This window comes from Cytobacillus sp. T106 (assembly GCF_040492155.1).
GTDB lineage: Bacteria > Bacillota > Bacilli > Bacillales > Cytobacillaceae > Bacillus_AB > Bacillus_AB infantis.
This window is the reverse complement of sequence record NZ_JBEUMK010000007.1, coordinates 1-20,405: the sequence shown is the minus strand read 5'-3', so window position 1 is coordinate 20,405 and position 20,405 is coordinate 1. Positions and strand designations below refer to the sequence as shown.

General features: G+C 45.9%; 19 protein-coding genes. 5 read left to right on the top strand and 14 right to left on the bottom strand.

The genetic code is table 11. From position 1 onward, the window contains the following. Positions 1 to 44: 44 nt before the first annotated feature. Entirely contained in the window at positions 45 to 5,213 is a 5,169-nt protein-coding gene (locus ABU165_RS13870) for an AAA family ATPase (protein WP_318060676.1), read from the bottom strand. Positions 5,214 to 5,318: 105 nt separating this feature from the next. Between ABU165_RS13870 and ABU165_RS13865 the strand changes: the two genes are divergently transcribed. Continuing rightward, positions 5,319 to 5,462 carry an anti-repressor SinI family protein gene (locus ABU165_RS13865; RefSeq protein ID WP_009793644.1) on the top strand — a complete coding sequence of 48 codons (144 nt, stop codon included), beginning with the start codon at positions 5,319 to 5,321 and terminating at the stop codon, positions 5,460 to 5,462. On the opposite strand, the gene ABU165_RS13860 is transcribed toward ABU165_RS13865, so the two are convergent. After that, positions 5,449 to 6,153, bottom strand: a complete 705-nt coding sequence (locus ABU165_RS13860) for a response regulator transcription factor (RefSeq protein ID WP_009793643.1) — start codon at positions 6,151 to 6,153, stop codon at positions 5,449 to 5,451. The genes ABU165_RS13865 and ABU165_RS13860 overlap by 14 nt on opposite strands. Before the next feature lie 470 nt (positions 6,154 to 6,623). Here ABU165_RS13860 and ABU165_RS13855 point away from each other — a divergent pair, with 470 nt between their 5' ends. Beyond that, positions 6,624 to 7,712, top strand: a complete 1,089-nt coding sequence (locus tag ABU165_RS13855) for an AbrB family transcriptional regulator (RefSeq protein WP_318060675.1) — start codon at positions 6,624 to 6,626, stop codon at positions 7,710 to 7,712. Positions 7,713 to 8,375: 663 nt separating this feature from the next. Here ABU165_RS13855 and ABU165_RS13850 read toward each other — a convergent pair. Beyond that, entirely contained in the window at positions 8,376 to 9,122 is a 747-nt protein-coding gene (locus ABU165_RS13850; RefSeq protein ID WP_022543901.1) for a C39 family peptidase, read from the bottom strand. A gap of 361 nt (positions 9,123 to 9,483) precedes the next feature. Between ABU165_RS13850 and ABU165_RS13845 the strand changes: the two genes are divergently transcribed. Both ABU165_RS13845 and ABU165_RS13840 read left to right on the top strand, forming a co-directional pair. Further along, positions 9,484 to 10,407 (top strand): MerR family transcriptional regulator, encoded by a 924-nt coding sequence (locus ABU165_RS13845; RefSeq protein WP_318060674.1) that lies wholly within the window; start codon positions 9,484 to 9,486, stop codon positions 10,405 to 10,407. Between the two features lie 132 nt (positions 10,408 to 10,539). Then, the gene (locus ABU165_RS13840; protein ID WP_148949415.1) at positions 10,540 to 11,748 is read left to right on the top strand and encodes a cytochrome P450 family protein; all 1,209 of its coding nucleotides are present in this window, start codon (positions 10,540 to 10,542) and stop codon (positions 11,746 to 11,748) included. Positions 11,749 to 11,787: 39 nt separating this feature from the next. On the opposite strand, the gene ABU165_RS13835 is transcribed toward ABU165_RS13840, so the two are convergent. The 11 genes from ABU165_RS13835 to ABU165_RS13785 all read right to left on the bottom strand — a co-directional run bounded on the left by ABU165_RS13835 (position 11,788) and on the right by ABU165_RS13785 (position 19,897). Continuing rightward, positions 11,788 to 12,330: an isochorismatase family protein gene (locus tag ABU165_RS13835; RefSeq protein WP_094769522.1), complete on the bottom strand. Its 543-nt coding sequence runs from the start codon at positions 12,328 to 12,330 to the stop codon at positions 11,788 to 11,790. A 61-nt stretch (positions 12,331 to 12,391) separates the two neighbouring features. Beyond that, complete coding sequence (locus tag ABU165_RS13830; protein ID WP_009793636.1) at positions 12,392 to 12,952, bottom strand: nucleotidyltransferase domain-containing protein; 561 nt, start codon at positions 12,950 to 12,952, stop codon at positions 12,392 to 12,394. Positions 12,953 to 13,018: 66 nt separating this feature from the next. Then, positions 13,019 to 13,186 carry a hypothetical protein gene (locus ABU165_RS13825; RefSeq protein ID WP_009793635.1) on the bottom strand — a complete coding sequence of 56 codons (168 nt, stop codon included), beginning with the start codon at positions 13,184 to 13,186 and terminating at the stop codon, positions 13,019 to 13,021. Between the two features lie 39 nt (positions 13,187 to 13,225). After that, on the bottom strand, positions 13,226 to 13,486 hold the full coding sequence (locus ABU165_RS13820; protein WP_009793634.1) for a hypothetical protein: 261 nt from the start codon (positions 13,484 to 13,486) through the stop codon (positions 13,226 to 13,228). Between the two features lie 35 nt (positions 13,487 to 13,521). Continuing rightward, positions 13,522 to 13,842, bottom strand: a complete 321-nt coding sequence (locus ABU165_RS13815; protein ID WP_009793633.1) for a hypothetical protein — start codon at positions 13,840 to 13,842, stop codon at positions 13,522 to 13,524. After that, positions 13,835 to 14,359 carry a sigma-70 family RNA polymerase sigma factor gene (locus ABU165_RS13810; protein WP_022543903.1) on the bottom strand — a complete coding sequence of 175 codons (525 nt, stop codon included), beginning with the start codon at positions 14,357 to 14,359 and terminating at the stop codon, positions 13,835 to 13,837. The genes ABU165_RS13815 and ABU165_RS13810 overlap by 8 nt, the downstream gene beginning before the upstream one ends. A 287-nt stretch (positions 14,360 to 14,646) precedes the next feature. Then, entirely contained in the window at positions 14,647 to 16,215 is a 1,569-nt protein-coding gene (locus tag ABU165_RS13805; RefSeq protein ID WP_276537412.1) for a DEAD/DEAH box helicase, read from the bottom strand. Between the two features lie 105 nt (positions 16,216 to 16,320). After that, a complete protein-coding gene (locus ABU165_RS13800) occupies positions 16,321 to 16,794 on the bottom strand; it encodes an NUDIX hydrolase (RefSeq protein ID WP_022543905.1) in 474 nt (157 codons plus the stop codon). 42 nt (positions 16,795 to 16,836) lie between these two features. Then, positions 16,837 to 17,652, bottom strand: coding sequence for a lipid II flippase Amj family protein (locus tag ABU165_RS13795; protein ID WP_253617013.1), 816 nt, complete (start codon positions 17,650 to 17,652; stop codon positions 16,837 to 16,839). A gap of 353 nt (positions 17,653 to 18,005) precedes the next feature. Continuing rightward, the gene (locus ABU165_RS13790) at positions 18,006 to 18,443 is read right to left on the bottom strand and encodes a GNAT family N-acetyltransferase (RefSeq protein ID WP_253617015.1); all 438 of its coding nucleotides are present in this window, start codon (positions 18,441 to 18,443) and stop codon (positions 18,006 to 18,008) included. A 74-nt stretch (positions 18,444 to 18,517) separates the two neighbouring features. After that, a complete protein-coding gene (locus tag ABU165_RS13785) occupies positions 18,518 to 19,897 on the bottom strand; it encodes an amino acid permease (RefSeq protein WP_318060673.1) in 1,380 nt (459 codons plus the stop codon). Positions 19,898 to 20,024: 127 nt separating this feature from the next. Here ABU165_RS13785 and ABU165_RS13780 point away from each other — a divergent pair, with 127 nt between their 5' ends. Continuing rightward, positions 20,025 to 20,174 carry a hypothetical protein gene (locus ABU165_RS13780; protein WP_022543907.1) on the top strand — a complete coding sequence of 50 codons (150 nt, stop codon included), beginning with the start codon at positions 20,025 to 20,027 and terminating at the stop codon, positions 20,172 to 20,174. Positions 20,175 to 20,405: the final 231 nt, after the last annotated feature.

Sequence of the window (20,405 nt, the reverse complement as noted above, 5' to 3'; positions counted from 1 at the left end):
CATAGTATCTTTTTTTGTCCCCGGCGTAAAGCGATAATCATTTACTAAACCATTTCTGCGGCAAAATGGTAGATTGGCAGTTCAATGAAAACGGAAGTCCCTTCTCCTTCATTGCTCTCGGCCCAAATTTTACCATTATGCCTTGCGATGATTTCCCTTGTAATCGAAAGTCCGATGCCATTTCCGGCCGTCCTGCTGTTACTGCTTGCCTTGGTATAGTTTCTGTCAAAAATAAATGGAAGCCTTGCAGCCGGGATGCCGCTGCCGGTATCTGACAGGCATATCCTGACACTTCCGCCCTGGGATGCCAGCCTGGCGCTAAGGATCAAACCGCCAGTCTCTGTATGCCTGATGCTGTTTGAGACCAGATTGGAGAAGGCCTGCAGCAGACGGGCGGGATCTGCCTCCACCAACGGAACATTCTCAACATTCGTGTTTTCCAGATCCAGGACAAAATAAAGTCCTTTCTTTTCGGCTTCAAATTTAAATTGCTTCCTAATATTGACCAGCATCTGGCCAAGGGGCAAATAATCCATCTCAAACCGTATTTGGCCAGCCTCCATACGGGAAAGATCAAACAAGTCGCGGATCAGGACATTCAGTTCATTCAGGCGGCTGACACTTCGCTGAAGAAATTCTCTTTTTTGCTCTTCTGATTCGGCAATACCCTCCTGCACAGCTTCTATATAGCCCTTAACGGCAGCAAGCGGAGACCTTAAATCATGAGAGATGTCTGATAATATAGTGTTCTTTGCCTGCCTTGAGCGGTCGAGTTCTTTATTGGCCCTCTCCAGGCGGATATTTGCTTCATTCAGCTCTTCGGTCCGCCGGGCAACCCTTGCTTCCATCCTCTCATACAGATCTGCATTTTCCAAAGATATGGCTGCCTGAGAGGCAATCAATTCAAGAACCCGGAGATTTTCTTTTGTGAATGCATGCGAAATCTGGTTGTTTTCCAGGTACATCATACCCTTTACTTCACCCTTATTCAGGATCGGCAGGCAAATGAGCGACTTCAGCAGCATCCTTTTGACATAAGGATCCCCTGAAATCAGACTGTTTTCACAGGCATAATCAAGAATGATTCCTTCTCTGCTCAGCTCTGCAAGTTCTATTGCCTGTTCGGACAGCATTTCTCTTCCTTGGACCGGCTCGAAGCGTTTTGGCCGTTCACCCCCACCGGCATACTCCCCGATCGTCCAAATTCCATCCCGTTTAAAGAGCAGAATCCCCCTGTCTGCTCCGCTGTAATGCATGGTAACCTCCATTAGCCGGGCCAGCAGATTTTCAAGCACTACTTCCCTGGATATGCTCTGGGCGGCGGAAACAAGGGCATACTCATCAAACTGAATGGAATGACTGGTTTCCGGTTCCTTCGGTAAGGAAATTTTAACCTTCTTCCGAAGATCATCAGCCTTGGCTTCTGCACCCCAAAGCCGATAGCATTTAAAAGCTTCTGAGAAAAAGGAACTTGCCATCCTGCTATATCCCTGCGCAGAAAAGTATCGGCCTGCACATTCATTTGCAAGGGCAGCATCCTGCAGGAAGCCGTTCTTTTCGGCTTCCTGAATGCTTTCATCATAAATATTAAATAGATTGGAATCCCTCTTGGCAATCCTTCGGTATTCTGCTTTTAAAAGCAAGTATTTATGACGGAAATTCGACGGGGAAAGAGCTGCCCAGCGTTTCATTTTTGATATAGAGTTCTTCAGTTTAGCCAAATGAAGAGCTTTTTTCTTTTTCTGCTTTTCATGTTCATAAAAACGGACAAGCCATAAACCATGATAGAAATGGTATTCAGGGACAATGACAAGCGTCAGCCTTTTGCTGATAAGCGGTGCCAGTTTCTGAATCAGTTCATCGGCATATTCAGTTTTCTGAAAAAGATAGCTCATCTGCAGCCGGATCGTATAATGGATGATTTTTGCAGAGTCATCATCGAGCACAGGAGTAAAGGTCCAGTCATGACTCTCTTTTTCCTTCTTCAAATAGAGGACCCATTCCTCCATCTCCGTCAAAAAACCGATTGAAATAGGATATTGAATCCTATTGACGAACATGATCTGATTCCGGATCCCATCCAGCGCCTCTTCAAGCGGCGATCCTTTCATAAATAATGTGATGACGATGAATGAACTATTAGCACCGGCAAGATGGATATTTCCTGCATCCAGGCAGTATCTCTGTGAATCCGTGAGGTGGTGGAGATTTTCTGAAATCGGGTGTCTCCAGTGGCTGACAAAGCTTCCAAAGACAAACTGCACACGGCCTTTAATGCCTGTGACACCAAAATGCTGAGACAGTTTGATCGCCAGCCTGCCATAGTCGTAGCTGCCCTTGAAATCGCTGAATCCCGCGCTTAATATCAGGCTGTAATTATTGAATACAAGGGCACTTAAGTCGGTTAATCCGTTGTTGAGCGTGTAGTTCAGTGCCTTCAGCATCAGCATGGTGGCAAGATTCTGGTCTGCATGGTAGGATGGAGCGTTCAGGTTGATGAGCGTCTGCAGGATTTGCCTTTTGTCCCGGTCCACCATTTCAGGAAGGGACATTATGTCTTCTTGTGATTTACCGCTTAAAGCAAATTTTGCACGGAGAAACTCCATCACAATAGCATGTTTGCCGATGCTTGGTGCAAAAGTGATTCCGTAAAGCTTAAGGCCTTCTATTCCTGAGCTGACCGCCTCTTTCACCCTGTGCATATGAGTGAATAAAGTGATTTGCAGATTATAAATTGATAACTTCTCATAATCAGTTTTTGCATTTTCAAGCACTATAGCGAAGGTTCTTTCAGCTTCAACCAATTTTCCTGTCAAATAAAAGCATTCACCAAGACCTTTGAATATGCGGAAAGTCAATTCATATTTCCCGTTCCAATCTTCCCCGGCGAGCTTAAGTGCAGCCTGGAAATAAGAGAGCGCTTCCCGAAAGGCAGCAGCATCCTTGGCAAGTTCTCCTGCAGCGGCATTCCATTCTGCCAGCGGAGCCCTTTCTTTCATTTCAAGCTGTTCACTGCAGATATTCAAATGGTGGACAATCTGGAAAAGGCGTGACGGTGTATTCTCCTTCATGCCGACAAGCAGCCTGCCGATTTTCAAATGGGAGGCATTCTGTTCTTCCAGGTTCATAGACTGATAGACTGCCTGCTGGACGGTATCGTGAAGGAAGCTGTACTCTGTTGGCATAGCATTCACATAGCCGCTGGAATGAATATATTTATATAAAGGATCTCTAGGGAGAATAAAGCCAGATTCAAGGGCCAGCCAAAGAGATTCAGCGAGCCACCCTGGACGGTCTTTGAACAGGAGGGAAAGCGTTTTGAAATCAAATCTGTTGCCAAAGCAGGAGGCAGCCTTTAAAACCTCTTTTGCTTTTTCAGGCAGCTTCTGGAAACGCTCCAGCATAAAACCGGATATTCCGTCATCCACTGGCCTTTCCATTATTTTTCCGATATCAGCTTTCCATTTTCTTTCTGCTGGATCCCTGGTAATGAAGCCATCCTCAAAATATGAAAATAAAAGCTGGCTGATGAACAGCGGGTTGCCCCCGGTTATCCTGTGTAAGAGCCCTCCGAGTTCCAAAACCGTTTTCCCATCATCTCTCAGGGCATTTCCTACCCATGCATAAATCTCCTTTTGACTGAGCGTGCGAACCGGGATATGATGAATCTCTGCTGCTCCTTCTTCCAGCCTGGCAAGTGTCCTTCTTACTGGATGCCTGGACCCTGTTTCATTGTCCCTGTATGCACAAATAAGCATAAAATGGGGAATCATGCCCTTCAGCAGGAGATATTCGATCAGCTCAAGCGAAGCAATATCCGCCCACTGAAGATCATCAAGAAAGAGAACAAGCGGATGCTGTTCATCTGCAAACAGGCATATAAACTGGTGGATATGAAACAAAAATTGCTGATGGGCGTCGGCTCCATTTGGCCCTTCTTCAACCTGCTCTCCCATAAGCAAGCCCAGCTCTGGAAGGACTGAGAAAAGGACCGCATAATTTCCGGTAAAGCCGTCCTTCAATTTAGATGCCCACATCGCTCTGCGGCTTTCGCTCTCAAGCATTACCTGGAGAACGAGAGAACGGAATGCTGCAATGATCGGGGCATAAGGCATCTGCCTTTGCAGCATGTCATATTTTCCGGAAACAAAATAGCCTTTTTCCCGGATGAGCGGCTTTTGGATCTCGTGTACAAGAGCCGTCTTTCCCATCCCCGGTGAACCTGGCAGGAACACGGCGCCTGTACCCCCCCGGCTGACCTCCTCAAAAACATGAAGGATTTGTGCTTTTTCATTGTCACGTCCATACAGCTTCCTTCCGGGTTCAAACAGCATACTATCATCGTCTTTCCCAAGTGGATAAACTTCTTGCCGCTTCCCGGACTTTAGATTTTCGAGGGCACGGAGAAGATCGGCGCGTATCCCGAAAGCGCTGCCGTATCGATTTTCAGGCATTTTTTCAAGAAGTTTCATGATGATTGACGCAATTACAGGTGGAAGATCAGGATTTGAATCACAGGGATTCTTCATACTTTTTGCCAGATGCTCGTACACAAGCTCAAGCGGTTCCTTCGCCTTGAAAGGCAATTCACCGGTAAATAATTCGTAAAATACTATTCCTGCTGAGTAGAAATCTGAACGATAATCAACTAGCCTGTTCAATCTTCCAGTCTGTTCAGGGGATATGTAAGGCAAATGAGCCAAATTGGCCAGGCTGGCAGCGTTCAAGGAAGGATGTTCTTCTTTTAATAGCGTCGACTGGCCGAAACCAGTAATTTTAATCCTGCCATCAACGGGGTTAAAAAGGATATTTCCCGGATTGACCGATTTATGGATAATATGCTGCTGGTGTACCTGCAGGATTGCCCCGGCCAGTTTTGCTGAAATGTCCAGCATCTCTGTAAGATCGGCATTCTTGATGCTGAGTTCACTTAGTGTTATACAAGGAAAGTATTTGCAGACCAGATATGGCTTTTTTAAGTGTATGATTAACTCTTCTGCTTTTAGGATGCTGTCTTCTTCCATTTCCTTTGTAAGCTGGTATTCGTGAACAAGAGCAGCAATCTCCATATCTGACAGCACATCGTTTTTATATGTCTTTATCAGCACCTGCTCCCTGCTTTTGACCGAGTAGCCTTTCAGGAAGATAAATTCTTCATTTGCAGTTTCTGCGGCAATCAGCTGGTATCCAGGTATATTAATGTTCTCAATCATAATGGTCACCCTCTTATTTAAGCGAAACTTTAATACGGCTTTAATAAAACTTTAACTTTCCATTTTATAATATAGCCAACGAGAAGAATGGTCTGGAGGTAAAGTATGAAGAAGGAAGAGAAAACGCTCTCTTATGAACAGGATTTGTATGAATGGATATGTTTGATGGCAGAAGCAAGAAAGCTTGGCATGACGGCTGAGGAAGTCAGGGAATTCTTCAAATCCGCCAAAAACCTCAACCTCCATTGAATTTATAGCCCATGCCCCTGACTGTGATAATATATTCCGGCCGGGCCGGGTCCTGTTCGATTTTCTTGCGGAGATTGCTGATATGGACCATAACAGTCCTGATATCCCCAAAGCTGTCTTTTCCCCAAATGGAATCGAATAAATGCTCTGCACTGAAGACACGGCCGGCATTTTCAGCGAGGCAGCAGAGCAGCTGAAATTCCTTTGCAGCCAGAGAGATGGGCTTTCCCTCCCTCGTCACTTCACAGCAGTCCCTGTCAATAGCCAGCTCTCCAAATATTAATGCCCGTCCATTACTAGCAGCCTTTGGGCTTCCTGACAGCTCTTTATATCTTCTAATATGGCTCTTTACCTTTGCAACGAGCACTGGCGGGCTGAACGGTTTCGTTATATAGTCATCGCCGCCTATCCTGTGACCTATTATCTGATCTATATCATCTTCCCTTCCACTAAGGAAAAGGATCGGAACCTTTGTCTTTGTTCTGATGATGCGGCAAACCTCAAATCCATCCATGTCCGGCAGCGCCACATCCAGGATGATCAAGTCCGGCTCCAGGCTTCCTGCCAGTTGCACCGCCTCTGCACCTGTTGCTGCAAAGGCAAGCCTAAAGCCTTCCTTAGATAAATAAGCCTTTTGAATATTCTGAATGTCAGGATCATCATCAACCAGCAGAATTAATTCACCAGTCATAGCACGCTTCCCCCTTTTTAAGCACAAGGAAAAAATTAACACTACTGATATATTATAGCACTCCTTAGAGGTTTTATTGTATAAATCTTCTGACAGCAGGATTTATATGTTTGATGAGCTGGTCCCGGGGTAAAAAAGGAAGGAAAGCCAATCTATCGAAGGGACTGATAAACGATGAATCGATTAGCAGCGACTTCTGGTTTTGGCATCTTAATGGAAGGTTCTTTTGTTTTCCGTTCACAAGGAACCCTGGTGCTTAATCGGTGGACTTAGAACCGATTCGGCCCCAAAGCTGAACCTTCCGTGCCCCTCTAGGGGAAACTTAGCTGCTTATGCAGCAGAAAGCGCAGGCCATATGGCTTGCGCTTTTTCTATTGAAGATTGCAGCAGGAAACCGCACTTCTTGGGGTATCAGCAAAAAAATGGTAAGATATATTTAGGAAAACTAAACAAACAAAGAAGGTTGCAACATGCAAATCATTTCAAATAATAAGGGGTTCCTGGCTGCTTTTTTCATCGCTCTTGCCGGCGGTATAATTTTTACTCTCCTTCACCTGCCGATTCCCTGGCTGCTGGGCAGTCTGACGGCCATTCTTGCTGCCAGCCGGTTCATCCCCTTCAAGCTGGAATGGCCAAGAAAGCTGAGGGACGCAGGGATCCTCTTGGTCGGATACAGCATCGGTCTGACATTCACAAAGGATGCAGTCAGCCAGATGTCAGGAAAACTGCCTAGCATGCTTGCCATGACCCTGCTTACCATTGCATTCTCGGTCCTCCTTGCCGTCATCGTTTCCCGCATATCCGGAATTGATTTTCCGACGGTCCTTACAGGAAGCATTCCTGGCGGGCTTTCGCAAATGCTTGTTTTTGCAGAAGAATCAGAAGGGATTGACTTGACGACAGTTACGTTTCTGCAGGTTGCAAGGCTACTGATGATCGTCTTCTTTGTCCCTTTTTTAGTATTAGGTCCGCTTTTATCAGGAGAAGCGGGGCCTGCTGCTATCCTTCAGGAAGAAATACCGCAATGGAGTGCCTTGTTTCCGGCTGTCATACCCTTTATCTTCGCTTCACTGGCAGGTGCTTATCTGGGGAAAAAGTTAAGGCTGCCGACACCTTATCTGCTCGGCCCCATTGTCGCAACCGCTTTGATGGGGATATATTTTACGAGAGGACCTGCGCTTCCTCCTTCCCTGCTGGATCTGTCCCAGTTTTTCATCGGCGGCCATATCGGCCTCCTTATGAGGCCGGAAAAGCTCCATCACAAAACTAAAACCATCTCACTTGCCCTTTTAAGCGGCGCTCTGCTTATCGGTTTATCCCTTTTATTAAGTATCCTGCTGGCATTCGAGTACGATCTTTCATCTGCCACCAGCTTTCTCAGCCTTGCTCCAGGAGGAATGGACCAAATGGGAATCCTGGCACACGAGGTTCATGCAGATCTGGCCACAGTCACCGGCTATCAGCTTTTCCGGATCTTTTTTATCTTTTTCGCCGTCCCCCCTGCACTGCGCTGGTATTTCCGCCTTCGGACACGCAAGAGAACGGCAAAGAGGGCCTGACTATGACCATAGCAGTTCAGATAATGTAAAAATCACAGCCCAATAAACATGCGTTTTCGTAATGTAAATAGCAGGGTAATTAACACACCAAAAAAGCCTGGAATGTCCCCAGGCTTTTTATTTTTTTGACTTTATTCAGTAAACGCTCTCAATCGCTGAATGGTAGAACTGTGATTTGCGTTAAACTTTTTGATTTTTAAACAATGAAGTCAGGTTTTCTGCAATAGAGTGTTATAGAGGGAGAAATTCCTTTTATGTAATCGAAAACGCGAAAAACAGATTGCTTTTATTTGCATAGAGGGAAAAAACCCTCTTATTTTACCCAAAAACGACTTCTGACCTGCAATTAACAGTAAAATCTCCCCTTATTGCCTGTCACTTGTTACTCACTTTGTAGTTTCCCAGCTGTTGTATCTGTTATGATCGATCGTAATTGTATGAGCAGATCAAACTCTCAAGAAAGTTAAATAACACCCTAAATGGCACGATACAATCTTCATTGCCAATGTGCTATTTGGGGTGCTTGTTTCTTTGCCATTTTAGTTGTGCTGTCTTATCAAACAACCATATGTTTTATGCACTGAAATGTATGCTGACACATATGCCATTTACAGTATTTCTACAAGAACGCTCTGATCAGGCACTCTTTAGTATTATGTTGCTTTAATTTATAGTTACAGCGTGGCTGCCCATCATCTTCCATGCTTCGGCGAAAGCTTCTTTTTCAGCCTTTCTGTCTTTCGTTCCATAAGGATCATTAACATAGATATGATCCTCATCATAGCCAGTGATCACGACACTGTGCATGTTGAATGTCACCTCTACCGCTCCCTCGGGCGTGTCCCATTTTTCAAAGGAAGCAGCCGGCGTTAAACTGGCCGTTGTTATAATCCATACGGGCGAGCCCTCACTAACCTTTTTAAGGATTTCTTCAAAGTCCCGGCCTGTCAGGTTTTCCGCCTTATCGCCGGCATAAGACTGAGCCAGCTTGAGAATGGGTCCGCTGTAGACGCCAAGTCCAGGCCCGTTGGCCATGTCACCCACAAACCCTGTGTTTGGGCTGCCATAGCTGCCGTTACTATAGCGGAGCGGGACGGTATCTATATTGTCCGCCAATTCATTTTTCGTAACCTTATATCCTTTATAATTCATAAGCATGGCTAGGCTTGTCACCTCACAGCCGTTATAAAGCCGGGGGGCGGCCATTTGGTTGAACAATGGGACATCCAGCATCACTTCCTCCTTTATAATTTCATTCTTCGTTATCGGCGCATTCTTTGCTTTACTATGTAATTCTGCTGCCAGGGCCTTTCCCGGCTGCTCGTTTTCTGCATCCATCCAATGGTAGCCTCCCAGAGTAATAGAAAGACCCACTGTGGCGGCAATAGCGATTCCCCAAGCTTTGTTCATCTGCAAATTCTCCTTAGCTGCATACATTCTAGTAGTTTTATTATTAAGTCTGGAGAGGGGACTTTCAAGAAATTTGCCTCAATTTTAAAGTTAACTTAACCCTTTCGACACAATCCCTCCCTTCTTTTCCAGTTAAGTATAGATATGGGCGCCTCAGCTGATACTGCCATCCTCCCCTTTTTTCTGCCAGTTTCGTGCAATTTCTCTTTCTATGATAGATTCCGTCTAGTTTTGTGAGCTTTTGTCAGACGGCAGGAAAAAAGACAGCACTGCGGAATATAACAGGCAATGATAAAAAGCGGCTCTAATACGTTAGGTAAAATCATGTTTTATATTCAATATAATTGAAAGGATGTTTTTTATGGAAACTCAATTTATGAAAGCTTACACGATTAAAGAGGTATCAAAGAAAATAGGAGTTCCTTCCGGTACACTCCGGCAATGGGAAAAAGATTTGAATGGCCTTCTTGTAATTCCCCGGTCCAAGCAGGGGGTGCGCTTTTTTACTGATACAGAAATTGAGCTATTGGGAAAAATTAAAGAGATGCGCGAGAAAAATCTCAGCAAGGAAATGATCCGCCATCTTATGCAGATCCACCTGGACGGGCGCGGCGAAGAAGATGCCGCCCCATTGCCGGCATCTCCTCCAGCCGTTACAAGAAGCCTTGAGGCGAATCCTGTAAATGATATGGAACTCTTTATGGAAGCCCTTGATAGCTACAAAGAAAGCTTTCTTGCTGATATCCGTGCTGAAATCAGGAATGGCATCCGAAAGGAAGTACTTGAAGAAGTAAAAAAAGAGATTTCCAGGGGATCGGTGCACACAGTCAAAACAATATCCGATTCTATTTATAAAACAGCTGAAGGCACGAAATCCCAGCTTAAAAGCCTGTCTCACAAAATCGAACAGGTTTCAGAAGATACCTCCGAAACATTCGGAGCTTTTTCAGAAGAGGTTGCGAGGGCTTCGGAATGCACTTCTGAGCAGATCCGCCAATTGACGGCACGTGTGTCGGATTCCTCGGAAGCGGCTTCTGAAGAATTCAAAACGATGATCCACTATATTTCAAAATCTGCGGAAATAACGAATCACGAGATTACCAGCCTCATTGATACACTGAATAAGGACCGTGATGCCTATCTTCATGCCATGAATGAAGAGAGAGAGCAATATCGGGTGGATATCAAACAGCGAGAAGATATCTTCCAGGATTTTGTCGTCGGCTTCCGCCAGGCAGCTGCTGCAGAGGAAAAGGCAAAAAAAGGCTGGAAATTCTGGAAATAAGCCTATATTCCTGATTGATCATCTGAGACATTGGCACGAAATTTCTGCAGCCTGACAGTTATTGTTATATTTTAACATCCTCTTTATGCTACGCTTATTTTATGCATTAGTACTAGCAAAGGAGCGATTAGCGTGTTTAATGGAAACCATCAAGACAACCCGGAAGCATACAGGATTTTTTCAAAAGAGTTTATCCAAAACCCTTATCCCGGCTACCGTAAGCTCAGAGAAGAACAGCCAGTCTATAAAACCGTCATGCCTGATGGACAGACAGGCTGGGTCATTACGAAATATGAAGACGCAGTTGCAGCATTGAAGGACAAGCGCTTCATTAAGGACTTTTCCAAACTTTACGGCGGCCAGATGGATCATGAGAGCATCTTTACAGAGAATATGCTCTTCTCTGATCCTCCTGACCACAAACGGCTTCGCGGTCTGGTCCAGAAAGCATTCACTCCGAGGATGATTGAAAACATGCGCGGCAGGATCAAGGAAATAGCAGACCAGCTTCTGGACAGGATGGAAAACAAGGAAGAAATCACCCTGATCGATGATTATGCTTTCCCCCTTCCGATCATCGTCATTTCGGAAATCCTTGGTGTCCCAACAGAAGACCAGGACAAGTTCAGGATCTGGTCCAACTCTTTGATTGAAGGGTCAAATGGCGAGAATTGGAATGAAATCCAGCAGCATATGAATGAATTTGTCCAGTACCTGGGCGAATGGTTTGCATTTTTGCGCGATAATCCGCGTGATGACTTGATCAGCCAGCTTATCAATGCTGAAGAAGGCGGGGATAAGCTGACAGAAAAAGAATTGTATGGCGTCGTCTCCCTGCTGATTATTGCGGGCCATGAAACCACCGTCAACCTGATCGGAAACGGGATCCTGTCCCTGCTTGAAAATCCAGATCAGCTAAAGCTTCTGAGGGAGAAACCGGAACTCATCCATAATGCCGTAGAAGAACTTCTGCGCTACAATGGGCCTGTAGAATACAGCACGTCCCGCTGGGCAATAGAGGATGTCGAATTCCAGGGGCAGACGATCAGAAAAGGCGAGCTGGTCATTGCTGCACTGAATTCTGCCAATCGCGATGATGAGAAATTTGCGGATCCGGACGTACTGGATATTACGCGGGAGAAGAGCCCCCATCTTGCTTTTGGCAAGGGCATCCACCTGTGCCTCGGTGCACCACTGGCTCGTTTAGAAGGCGAGATAGCCATCCTAGCCCTGCTGGAAAGGTTCCCGGAAATCGGTCTGAATGCTTCACCGGATGAGCTAGAGTGGCGCCCTGGCATGATTGTCAGAGGCGTTAAAGAGCTTCCTTTGAGGGTCAGATAAAAATTAAAAGCAGCACCCCTGTCAGGGTGCTGTTTCACTTTAAGATTCTGTCACTTTCAAATAAATCTCTTCATATTCCTCAAAATCCAGCACCTCGATAACGTCAGACCAATGAAGGACCGTCCCGATAAAATCCTTGATATCAAGGCCGGGCATTTCATATGTCTCATCTTTATTTACAGTGCCTGTGGCATCTTCAATGAAAGTTACTTTATATCCCCTGTCATAAGCGCTGATGCTTGTAAAGAGACAGCAGAATTCTGTATTGAATCCGGTGATCACCAGCTTTTCGACATCCATTTTCTGCAGCAGCTCTGCCAGATTCGTCTCAAAAAAGGCACTCGGGGTCCTTTTGTCAATCACATAATCTGGATAATCGGCAAATTCCCCGATGATTTCAGCTCCTTCACCTTTTTCATACAGCGGGCTTTCTTCAACTCCATCCAGATGTTTAAGGAATATGACCGGTCTGCCCCTGTCTTTAAAATCCATTATAACTTTTTCCATTTTTTGCAGTTCATCTGAAAAATCCCCTGTCGTAACAATACCATTCTGCACATCTATCACCAGCAATGCTTCCATTTTTTCTCCCCCCCTAATTGGCAATCCTCTACCAATTCATCATTAGATTCGTAATCTCCTTCTATAAATAAGAAATCCAGGGGTGATGAATGTCCATTTGCCGGATGCCTTGCTTCAGCCAATACCTTTGTTCTTTGCTGAGAAAATCCCTCGCACTATGAAAATCTGCTTGATCTTTGGGACGGGCTTTCAGCTTGAAGAGAAGTACAACTTGCGGGTTTAGATAGGGGATATCATCTTCTGTGAACAGGATGGCTTCGGCAGCTGGGCAGGAAATCCCAAAGTTGCGGCGGAAGATCCACCTTCCTTCTTCACGCTCGCTCAGGAGAATTTCCGTCTGTTGATTATGTACTCTATCTACTGCGTGAATTTCATGTACCGGAAGATTGAGGTATTCTCCATTCCAGGTGATGAGAGACCCATTGACAGCCTTGCGAAACTCCCAATCTGCGAGTTGGTCCCTCAAAGCTTTCTGGTCTTCCCGGAATATGCCGATTTCCAGATCTGCATGCGGCCTGGTCTGTTTCCCTATAAAAAGATCAATCGCCCAGCCGCCCGCAACAAACCAAGGCCTCTCAAATCCGTCCATCCATCCAGCTGCTTTTTTACACTCCGGGAACATTGGCCCATTCCTCCTCTTTCTTTCAAAGAAAAAAACCGGATGGATTGCATCCGGCAGATTTCTGGACTAGCGGCTTTTTTCTTTGAGAAAGAAGCTTCCCAAAGTGGTTATGCTGGAAACCAGCATGAAGAAAAACGCAGTGCCGGCAAGCCAGGAACCTTGAAAAATCAAACATATAGCCAGGGCACTGAAAAAAATGATCAGGCTGAGATCCATCAGACCTTCCTTTGTCATAGAATTACCTGCCTTTCGTTGTTCAGTAACTCTTTGTTGTCATTTTTTCCGCTCAGACGGTCTTTTTAAACATAATGCTGAAATAATGCCATACAGCACCAGCAGGACTCCAGCTGCAAGAAAGGCTGCGGCAGCTTTTGGAATGTTTTGTTCGGAAAGGCTGTCAGCCATTTCAAAGCCCAGGAATTGTATGCCGATCCCGTCACCATCAACATCTGTCCCTAGGTGCATAAGCTCTATGCCTTTACAGGACAATGCTAAGCCTAAAATAGTCAAGAAGATTAGCAGGACAGCTTTCATTTACAGCACTCCCTTTTTTATGGCAGTTTGTCTCTTTATTCGGGCTGGTGCATGTCATTCCCTCCTTTTTGGCAAAAGAAATAGGTTTCTGCATCCAAAATTCTGTTATAGCTCTCTTCATAGGCTGTTTGTTTAGTTTTTTCAGCGTTCCAAAGGAAAAAGAATAGAAATATAAGTGCGGCCAGGACAAAAATTGCTCCGTACATTAGATAATGCATCACAATGGATAGGGTCCTGTTTTGTTTGGGAAGGCGGTATAAAGTGAAGTGTATTTGTTGCTTGATAGAGTGCGGCAGATATGACGGCTCATTTTGCAGAATTCTTTTCAGCTGTTCATCCTTGCATTTATCATGCATTGCCGATCCCCCTCTCCTCAGAAAGATAGACAGACAATTTGGCCCTTGCCCGGTTCAGCCTTGATTTTACTGTTCCTGTGCTGATTTCCAGCAGCTCTGCAATTTCCTTGACGGAGAAATCCTCATAATAGTAAAGGATGACTGGTGCACGGTGTTTTTCATCCAGCTCACCGATTGCTTCGCTAATGCTTTGGGCCGGATCGCCGAGAAACCGGTCTGATAGATAATATTCAATATCCTCCACAGGCACGACTGTTTGTTTTTTTCTCAGGATGTTATGGCACTCATTGATGAGGATGCGCGTGATCCAGGTTTTAAAATATTTGGGCTGCTTCAGTTTGCGGATGCTGCGGAAGCTCTTCAGGATCGTTTCCTGAATGGCATCTGCACAATCATTATCATTGGACAGCAGGCCTCGCGCCACCCGGTAAAGCGATAGTTCGCAAGATTCGATCAGTCTGACGAAAGATTCCTCATTTCCTTTTTTGGCAAGAATAATGTCTTTTTCTGAAAACACATTTATCTTCCTCCCTTTGCACATTAGACATTTTTTCGAATGCAAAGGTTCCATTTTTTATCTAAATTGGGCTTAATTACTTATGGAAATTGGAGAAAAAAGGAGCTTTTTGGGCAAATGGTATTCCCGATTTCTAATCAGTCCCAGGCCTAGGCAGGCCTGAGCTTCAGCCGTTTAGGAGAAAAGATATCCGATGCAAGTATTTTGAGCAATATATTAAATGAAAGGTGAGAATGGTGCAAAAAAATGTTCATAAAAAAAGAAGGCCCAATTTCGGCCTTCTCTCATTACCTCCTGCCGCGGCCAGGTCCCCGGCTTCCATTTGAAGCTGGACCCCGGTCTCTGCGACCGCCTGTTCCATCTGAACTTCTGGAGCGCTGGCTGTCACGGCTCCGCTCCCCGCTTGAGCGTATGCCATCAGGCCTTGGGTTTCTTTCAGCAGATCGCCCACCTGACGATCTCCGGCCATCACTAAGAGAGCGCCTGTCCCCTGATCGGCGGCCATTCTCTCTCCGCTCGTCATGTGTATAGCTGCGGATTTCGCCATCGGCTCTGCGTCCTTCACTCGAACGGTTGCGCCTCTCCCCTGATCGGGTGCTGCGGACTTCCCGGCTACCCCGCCCTTCCGTCCGGCCGCCAGTCCTTCTCCGTGATTCAGCGCCGCCAGCCCTGCGGTCCCTGTCAGAACGATTTTTAGGTTTATCTCCACTGCTGCTTTTTTCCCCATCAGCTGTTGTATTGGCAGTCGCAGTGCTTTCTTCTTTAGGCAGTCTTATATTCAGCTCCTGCTCGATCGCTTTTAAAGCCGCCTCATCTTTTTCTGCGTAGAAAGTGACAGCAAGCCCGTCTTTGCCTGCCCGCCCGGTGCGGCCGATGCGGTGGACATAGCTTTCGCTGTCCTGGGGGATGTCATAATTGTATACATGTGTCACGCCCTCCACATCAAGGCCCCTGGCCGCTACATCGGTTGCGATCAGAAACTGGATTTCAGCATTACGAAACTTCTTCATGACTTTTTCACGTTTCGCCTGGGTAAGATCCCCATGAAGTTCTTCGCATGAGAACCGCTGGGACTTCAAGGCATCGTATAATTTTGTGGCCCTGCGGATCGTCCGGCAGAATATGATCGCCATGAATGGCCTGTCTTCCCTGATCCTGCTGATAAGGGCATTCTGCTTGGCTCGGTCTGTCGTAAAAATAGCCAGCTGCTCGATAGCTTTTTCGGGAACAAATGTTTTTTCAATGCGTATGCTCTCCGGCTCCTTCAGATGCTTTTTGGACAATTTCCTGATATCGTCAGGCATGGTGGCTGAAAACAGCATCGTCTGCCTTGAAGCAGGTGTCTGGCTGATAATCAGTTCCATCTCATTTAGAAAACCGATATGCAGCATCTGGTCTGCTTCATCAAGAACAAGGAACGATACCTCATCAAGCTGGACAGTCCCCCTCCTGAGATGATCAAGAAGGCGGCCAGGCGTGGCCACTACAATCTGTGTCTGTCTTTGCAGCTTGTGCAGCTGTTTCTCGACATCCTGGCCCCCGTACACGGCCAGCACATTCAAGTCAGGCATGTCTTCGATCAGCTTTTTCACTTCGGATGTGATTTGCAGGGCGAGCTCTCTTGTCGGCGTGACAATCAATGCCTGCGTGCTTCCATTTGAAGGATCAATTTTTTCCAGGATGGGAAGAATGAACGCCAGCGTTTTTCCTGTGCCTGTCTGTGCCTGGGCGATGATATCCCTGCCTTCCAATACGATTGGAATCGCTTTTTCCTGGACAGCTGTCGGTTCATCGATTCCCTGGGCGGCCAGTTTATGTATAAGAGGATCTGAAATCCCAAGATGTTTAAAATTCAATCTAATCCCTGCTTTCTTTTGGACAATACTCCTATTATCTGCGATAGCTTCATCAAATAGCAACCTTTATCGGACCGTAAAAGAAAAAAGAGACCCGGGAGGCCTCTATAGGACAGAAGAATGCATAGCACGCTTAGTTTTCAATAGGTCACTGATGACTATCTTATCCGGAGGACTGATATTCTCAGGCAGCTGCTCCAACGGGAAAAACTCGACCTTCACTGCTTCCTCAGGATCTGGTTCAGCCGTTCCGTGGTATTTCGTGCAAATATAAGCAGCAATGACATTATAAACTTCGTCGCCATGAGGATACTTATAATATAATTGCTCGCCGGAATATACTTTGAAAAATGAAAGATCTTCTGCATGAAAGCCTGTCTCTTCCTTCAGCTCCCTGAGTGCTGTGCTTTCTAGTGATTCTCCCGGCTCAAGCGATCCGCCTGGAAGGCCCCAGCAGCCGTTATCCTTTCGCAGCTGCAGCAGCAGCCTGTCCATTCCATCCAATAGCAGGACACTGCTTCCCGCAGCAATAAGCGGCCGTGTCCCTACCACCTTTCTTAAATCCATTATATACCCCATGATTTTCCCCCTATATTAGTTTGGCAAGCTATGAACATCCTGCTAAATCCATTTAGAAAACCAGGCAACATAATAAGCAGCGGGCAAGAATAATGCCTGTGCAAAAAGCGTCCCGGCGAATTTACTTGTCACCATGGTCAGTGAATAGCTCTTCAAATACACATAGCCGGCCTTTTTATTGGCGACCCTGTCGGCGAGTATAGACGCTTTCGGATCAACAAAAAGGGTCAGCATAATGGTGGCGAAGCCATTGATGATGCCTGATGACATCATGGCTGCCCCCTGGTATTCAGGAGCCAGCGCCGAAGCATACAGTGCCGCAAGGATGCCCACTGTATAAATCCCGGAAATCAGGACATTAACGGCAAACAAGCGTTTAGGCACCGTCTGATAAGTAATGCCGTCCAGATAAGAGAGCCTCGGAAAACGGAAGCAGGCAGCTGCTTTTTTGAGGCTTGCTATTGTAAACCCTTTTTTCAGCACTTTGATATATGATCCTTTTTCTTCCGACAGCTGGACAATGGTCCTCGAAAAAATGCCGATGAAGGTTGGGAACAGCAATATGCCGAGCACGACCCCTGCAGATGAGACAAATAAAAGGAATCGGTATTGGTCCTCCAGAAAGCCAAGCTTGTCCCCTTCAGGAGCTAAATCGGCCAATTTTGCTGTCATCGGCTGCTGAAAAAGAGTGGAAAACCTGGATATAAGGACAATCGAGCTGAAAAGGGACAAAGCAGTGGCAATAAGGCCGACCCTTGCCCCTGACAGCCTTGCCGAATAAGCCAGTGTTTCTACAGCCGTGATGACCAGCAGAAGCAGGGCTATGATAAGGAGTTTTCCTGTAATAAAAGCCGCCATGCTCCACCCTCCTTTTTATTTTATTTTAAACCAAAAGGAAGATGATGGGAAATATTATCTTTAAAAGTTAGCTTTATAAAGTTCAATGTTGATAATACTGATCAAAAATAGGACTTCATCATTAGCGGAAGTTCCATTTTGCCGGAATTGCTTGCTAAACTGACGGACCCGATCAAAAAATCTATGTAAAAAAAAAATCCGCGCCACCCCATAAAAGGACCGGACCTTCCCGGACCTGAATGAGGGGATCGGTGACAGGCACAAAAATAAGCGGAGAAACTCCCGCATATTTTTAAAGCTTGCTGCTCAAGGATCCATTGAATCATCTTATCAACAATAGACTTTAACATAGCCTAAAACTTTATTTCCATCACTGTTGATATATCATGAAAGCCAATTTTCTCGTACATCCTCTTGGCGGGATTTCCCTGAAAAACATTCAGCTGTACCTTTTCATATCCCTCCCGCCTGAACACTTCTACCGCGTGGGACATAAGCATCCTTCCAACCCCAAGCTTTCTGTAGGGCGGGAACACATAAAGAGAATACAAAAATGCCGCATTGTTTCCATTTACAGGATTCGTATCCCTTCCTGCCATCAGCCAGCCAAGGATATTGTAATCATGGACTGCCACATAAAAGAATGCCCCACTCTGCAGCGCCGGAATAAATGCACCCAATCCCTTTTGGGGATCATTCTGAAGATGCCCCATTGAGCTTTCCTCCATCACATGCACGGTTGTATATAGCAGCTGTTCTGTTTCAGCCCGATTTGCTTTTCGTATAAACAAAAGGCAGCACCCCGTTCATTTGCTTTCAGCATAATATATGCCGGACAAATGCCCATGGTGCCGCCAATCCTGTTTCAGCCGGTATTTTCAGTTGGATTTGAATCCCAGACCTTTTTCTTCATTATTATCACCGCAATGGCGATTAAAGCAATGATGCCCAGGCTAACGAAAAATCCGGGACGGATATTCTTTTCAAGCAGAGTGCCGCTGACGGCTGCCAGGATCAGCAGCAGTGCCGCCGAACCCATCAATTTGCTCCAAATCTTCGCTTTGAGAAGCTTAAATGAAGAAATGACGATAAAAAACCAGTTATATAGAAGCAGTATCCCTGCCGCTGTTGTAATATACTCATAAATTTTACCCGGCAAAAGCAGGGCGGTGATAATGGATAACAGCAGCCCGACAGAAGCCAGCCCCAGGGATGGCAGGGGCAGATCCTTCATTTTCTTGATTTTTTTTCCGAAGAAAGCCGGTGCATCCCCTTCCTTAGCCAGTGTCACAAGAAGATTGGTCACTCCGAAGAGTGAAGCAGTCATGGTTGAAAACCCGGCAATGATGATTGCCCCGTTAAAAACATGCGGAAAGAATGGCAGATGATTTTTCGACAAAGCCGTAATGAACGGGCTTTCTTTCTCATGGAAAGCATCAATCGGCACCATCGCGACAGCAAGCCCCAGAGAGATCACATAAATAGATGCCAGGAGGATCAGCATCACACTCCCCGCCTTTGGTGCATCTTCCTTCTTTTTCAGCTGCATGGCCATCAGCCCGATGACTTCAATCCCCCCATAGGCATAGAAAGCATAAATAAGGGAAGACCAGAAGCCTTTAAAGCCGTCTTCAAAAAAAGCACCTGCAGAGTCCGGGATCCCAGGCCGGTCCGCATCGCTGTGCAGCCAGCCGAACATGGCGGCTGCCGCCAGAATGATGAACATGATGATGGCTGCCGTTTTTACGACTGCCAGGATATCCTCTATCTTATCAAAGCCTTTTGTACCAGTCAGTACAACAAGGATGGACAAAATGGCATAGCCGGCTGCAAATACCCATAAAGGCACATGCGGGAACCAGAAACGTGACAATATGGACAAGGCTGTCAGCTGGCTGCCCATGATCAGGATATTGGATGTCCAATAATTCCATCCGCAGCTGAAGCCGGCCCATTTTCCATAAGCCTTTTTTGCGTAATAGCAGAATGAACCTTCCTGCGGGTCTTTTGCAGTCATCTTTGCAAGCAGGTTAAAAACAATATAAGTTCCAAGTGCAGCCAGTATGAACGAAAAGACGATGGAAGGGCCAGTAATCTTAATGCCGATGGCTGAGGCCAGGAAATAGCCTGTCCCGATTGTACAGCCAACCCCTGTCAAGGACAGCTGCCACCATTTCAGATTTCCTTCCTTCCCTCCCTTGCTTCCTTTTCCTGAACTGCTTGGATCACAACTAGCACTGCTCATTTTCTGCCTCCCTCTTAGAGAAAAATGAATTATTGTCATTTATCCGACAAACACTATACAAGATTATCGTTTCTAATCTTCGGCCAGAAAATCCGGTGAAATAAATGGAATCAGGGAGGTGTTGTTTGTGTTCGAGAATAAAAATAGGAAAATGATTGGTGCAGGCGCTATTCTCTCAAGCTTTTTCAGCCTGATCATTATTGGAATGACGATTTATCATCATCTGAGGATTGAGGAATTAATTATGAGGGTTCAGAACGGACAAAAGGTGAATTAAAGGCTTGTTTTTCTTTTTTACGTGGCTGGAGGAGGAGTGACATTTTGAGGTAAGTCTGGAATCAGGCTGAATAGAGTCATGACTCCCCTTTTGGCAGTCGGATCGTGCATCTCAGGAGCCTGTTGAAGTACATGACTTCCCTTTGCACGGCCGGGTCATGTATCCCAGGAGCCTGTTGAAGTACATGACTCCCCTTTGCACAGCCGGGTCATGTATCCCAGGAGCCTGTTG

What these genes read in the sequence shown, in the direction of transcription:
- ABU165_RS13870 (WP_318060676.1), bottom strand. Translation starts at nt 5,213, where the DNA reads ATGATTGAGAACATTAATATACCTGGATACCAGCTGATTGCCGCAGAA.
- ABU165_RS13865 (WP_009793644.1), top strand. Translation starts at nt 5,319, where the DNA reads ATGAAGAAGGAAGAGAAAACGCTCTCTTATGAACAGGATTTGTATGAA.
- ABU165_RS13860 (WP_009793643.1), bottom strand. Translation starts at nt 6,153, where the DNA reads ATGACTGGTGAATTAATTCTGCTGGTTGATGATGATCCTGACATTCAG.
- ABU165_RS13855 (WP_318060675.1), top strand. Translation starts at nt 6,624, where the DNA reads ATGCAAATCATTTCAAATAATAAGGGGTTCCTGGCTGCTTTTTTCATC.
- ABU165_RS13850 (WP_022543901.1), bottom strand. Translation starts at nt 9,122, where the DNA reads ATGAACAAAGCTTGGGGAATCGCTATTGCCGCCACAGTGGGTCTTTCT.
- ABU165_RS13845 (WP_318060674.1), top strand. Translation starts at nt 9,484, where the DNA reads ATGGAAACTCAATTTATGAAAGCTTACACGATTAAAGAGGTATCAAAG.
- ABU165_RS13835 (WP_094769522.1), bottom strand. Translation starts at nt 12,330, where the DNA reads ATGGAAGCATTGCTGGTGATAGATGTGCAGAATGGTATTGTTACGACA.
- ABU165_RS13830 (WP_009793636.1), bottom strand. Translation starts at nt 12,952, where the DNA reads ATGTTCCCGGAGTGTAAAAAAGCAGCTGGATGGATGGACGGATTTGAG.
- ABU165_RS13825 (WP_009793635.1), bottom strand. Translation starts at nt 13,186, where the DNA reads ATGACAAAGGAAGGTCTGATGGATCTCAGCCTGATCATTTTTTTCAGT.
- ABU165_RS13820 (WP_009793634.1), bottom strand. Translation starts at nt 13,486, where the DNA reads ATGAAAGCTGTCCTGCTAATCTTCTTGACTATTTTAGGCTTAGCATTG.
- ABU165_RS13815 (WP_009793633.1), bottom strand. Translation starts at nt 13,842, where the DNA reads ATGCATGATAAATGCAAGGATGAACAGCTGAAAAGAATTCTGCAAAAT.
- ABU165_RS13800 (WP_022543905.1), bottom strand. Translation starts at nt 16,794, where the DNA reads ATGGGGTATATAATGGATTTAAGAAAGGTGGTAGGGACACGGCCGCTT.
- ABU165_RS13795 (WP_253617013.1), bottom strand. Translation starts at nt 17,652, where the DNA reads ATGGCGGCTTTTATTACAGGAAAACTCCTTATCATAGCCCTGCTTCTG.
- ABU165_RS13785 (WP_318060673.1), bottom strand. Translation starts at nt 19,897, where the DNA reads ATGAGCAGTGCTAGTTGTGATCCAAGCAGTTCAGGAAAAGGAAGCAAG.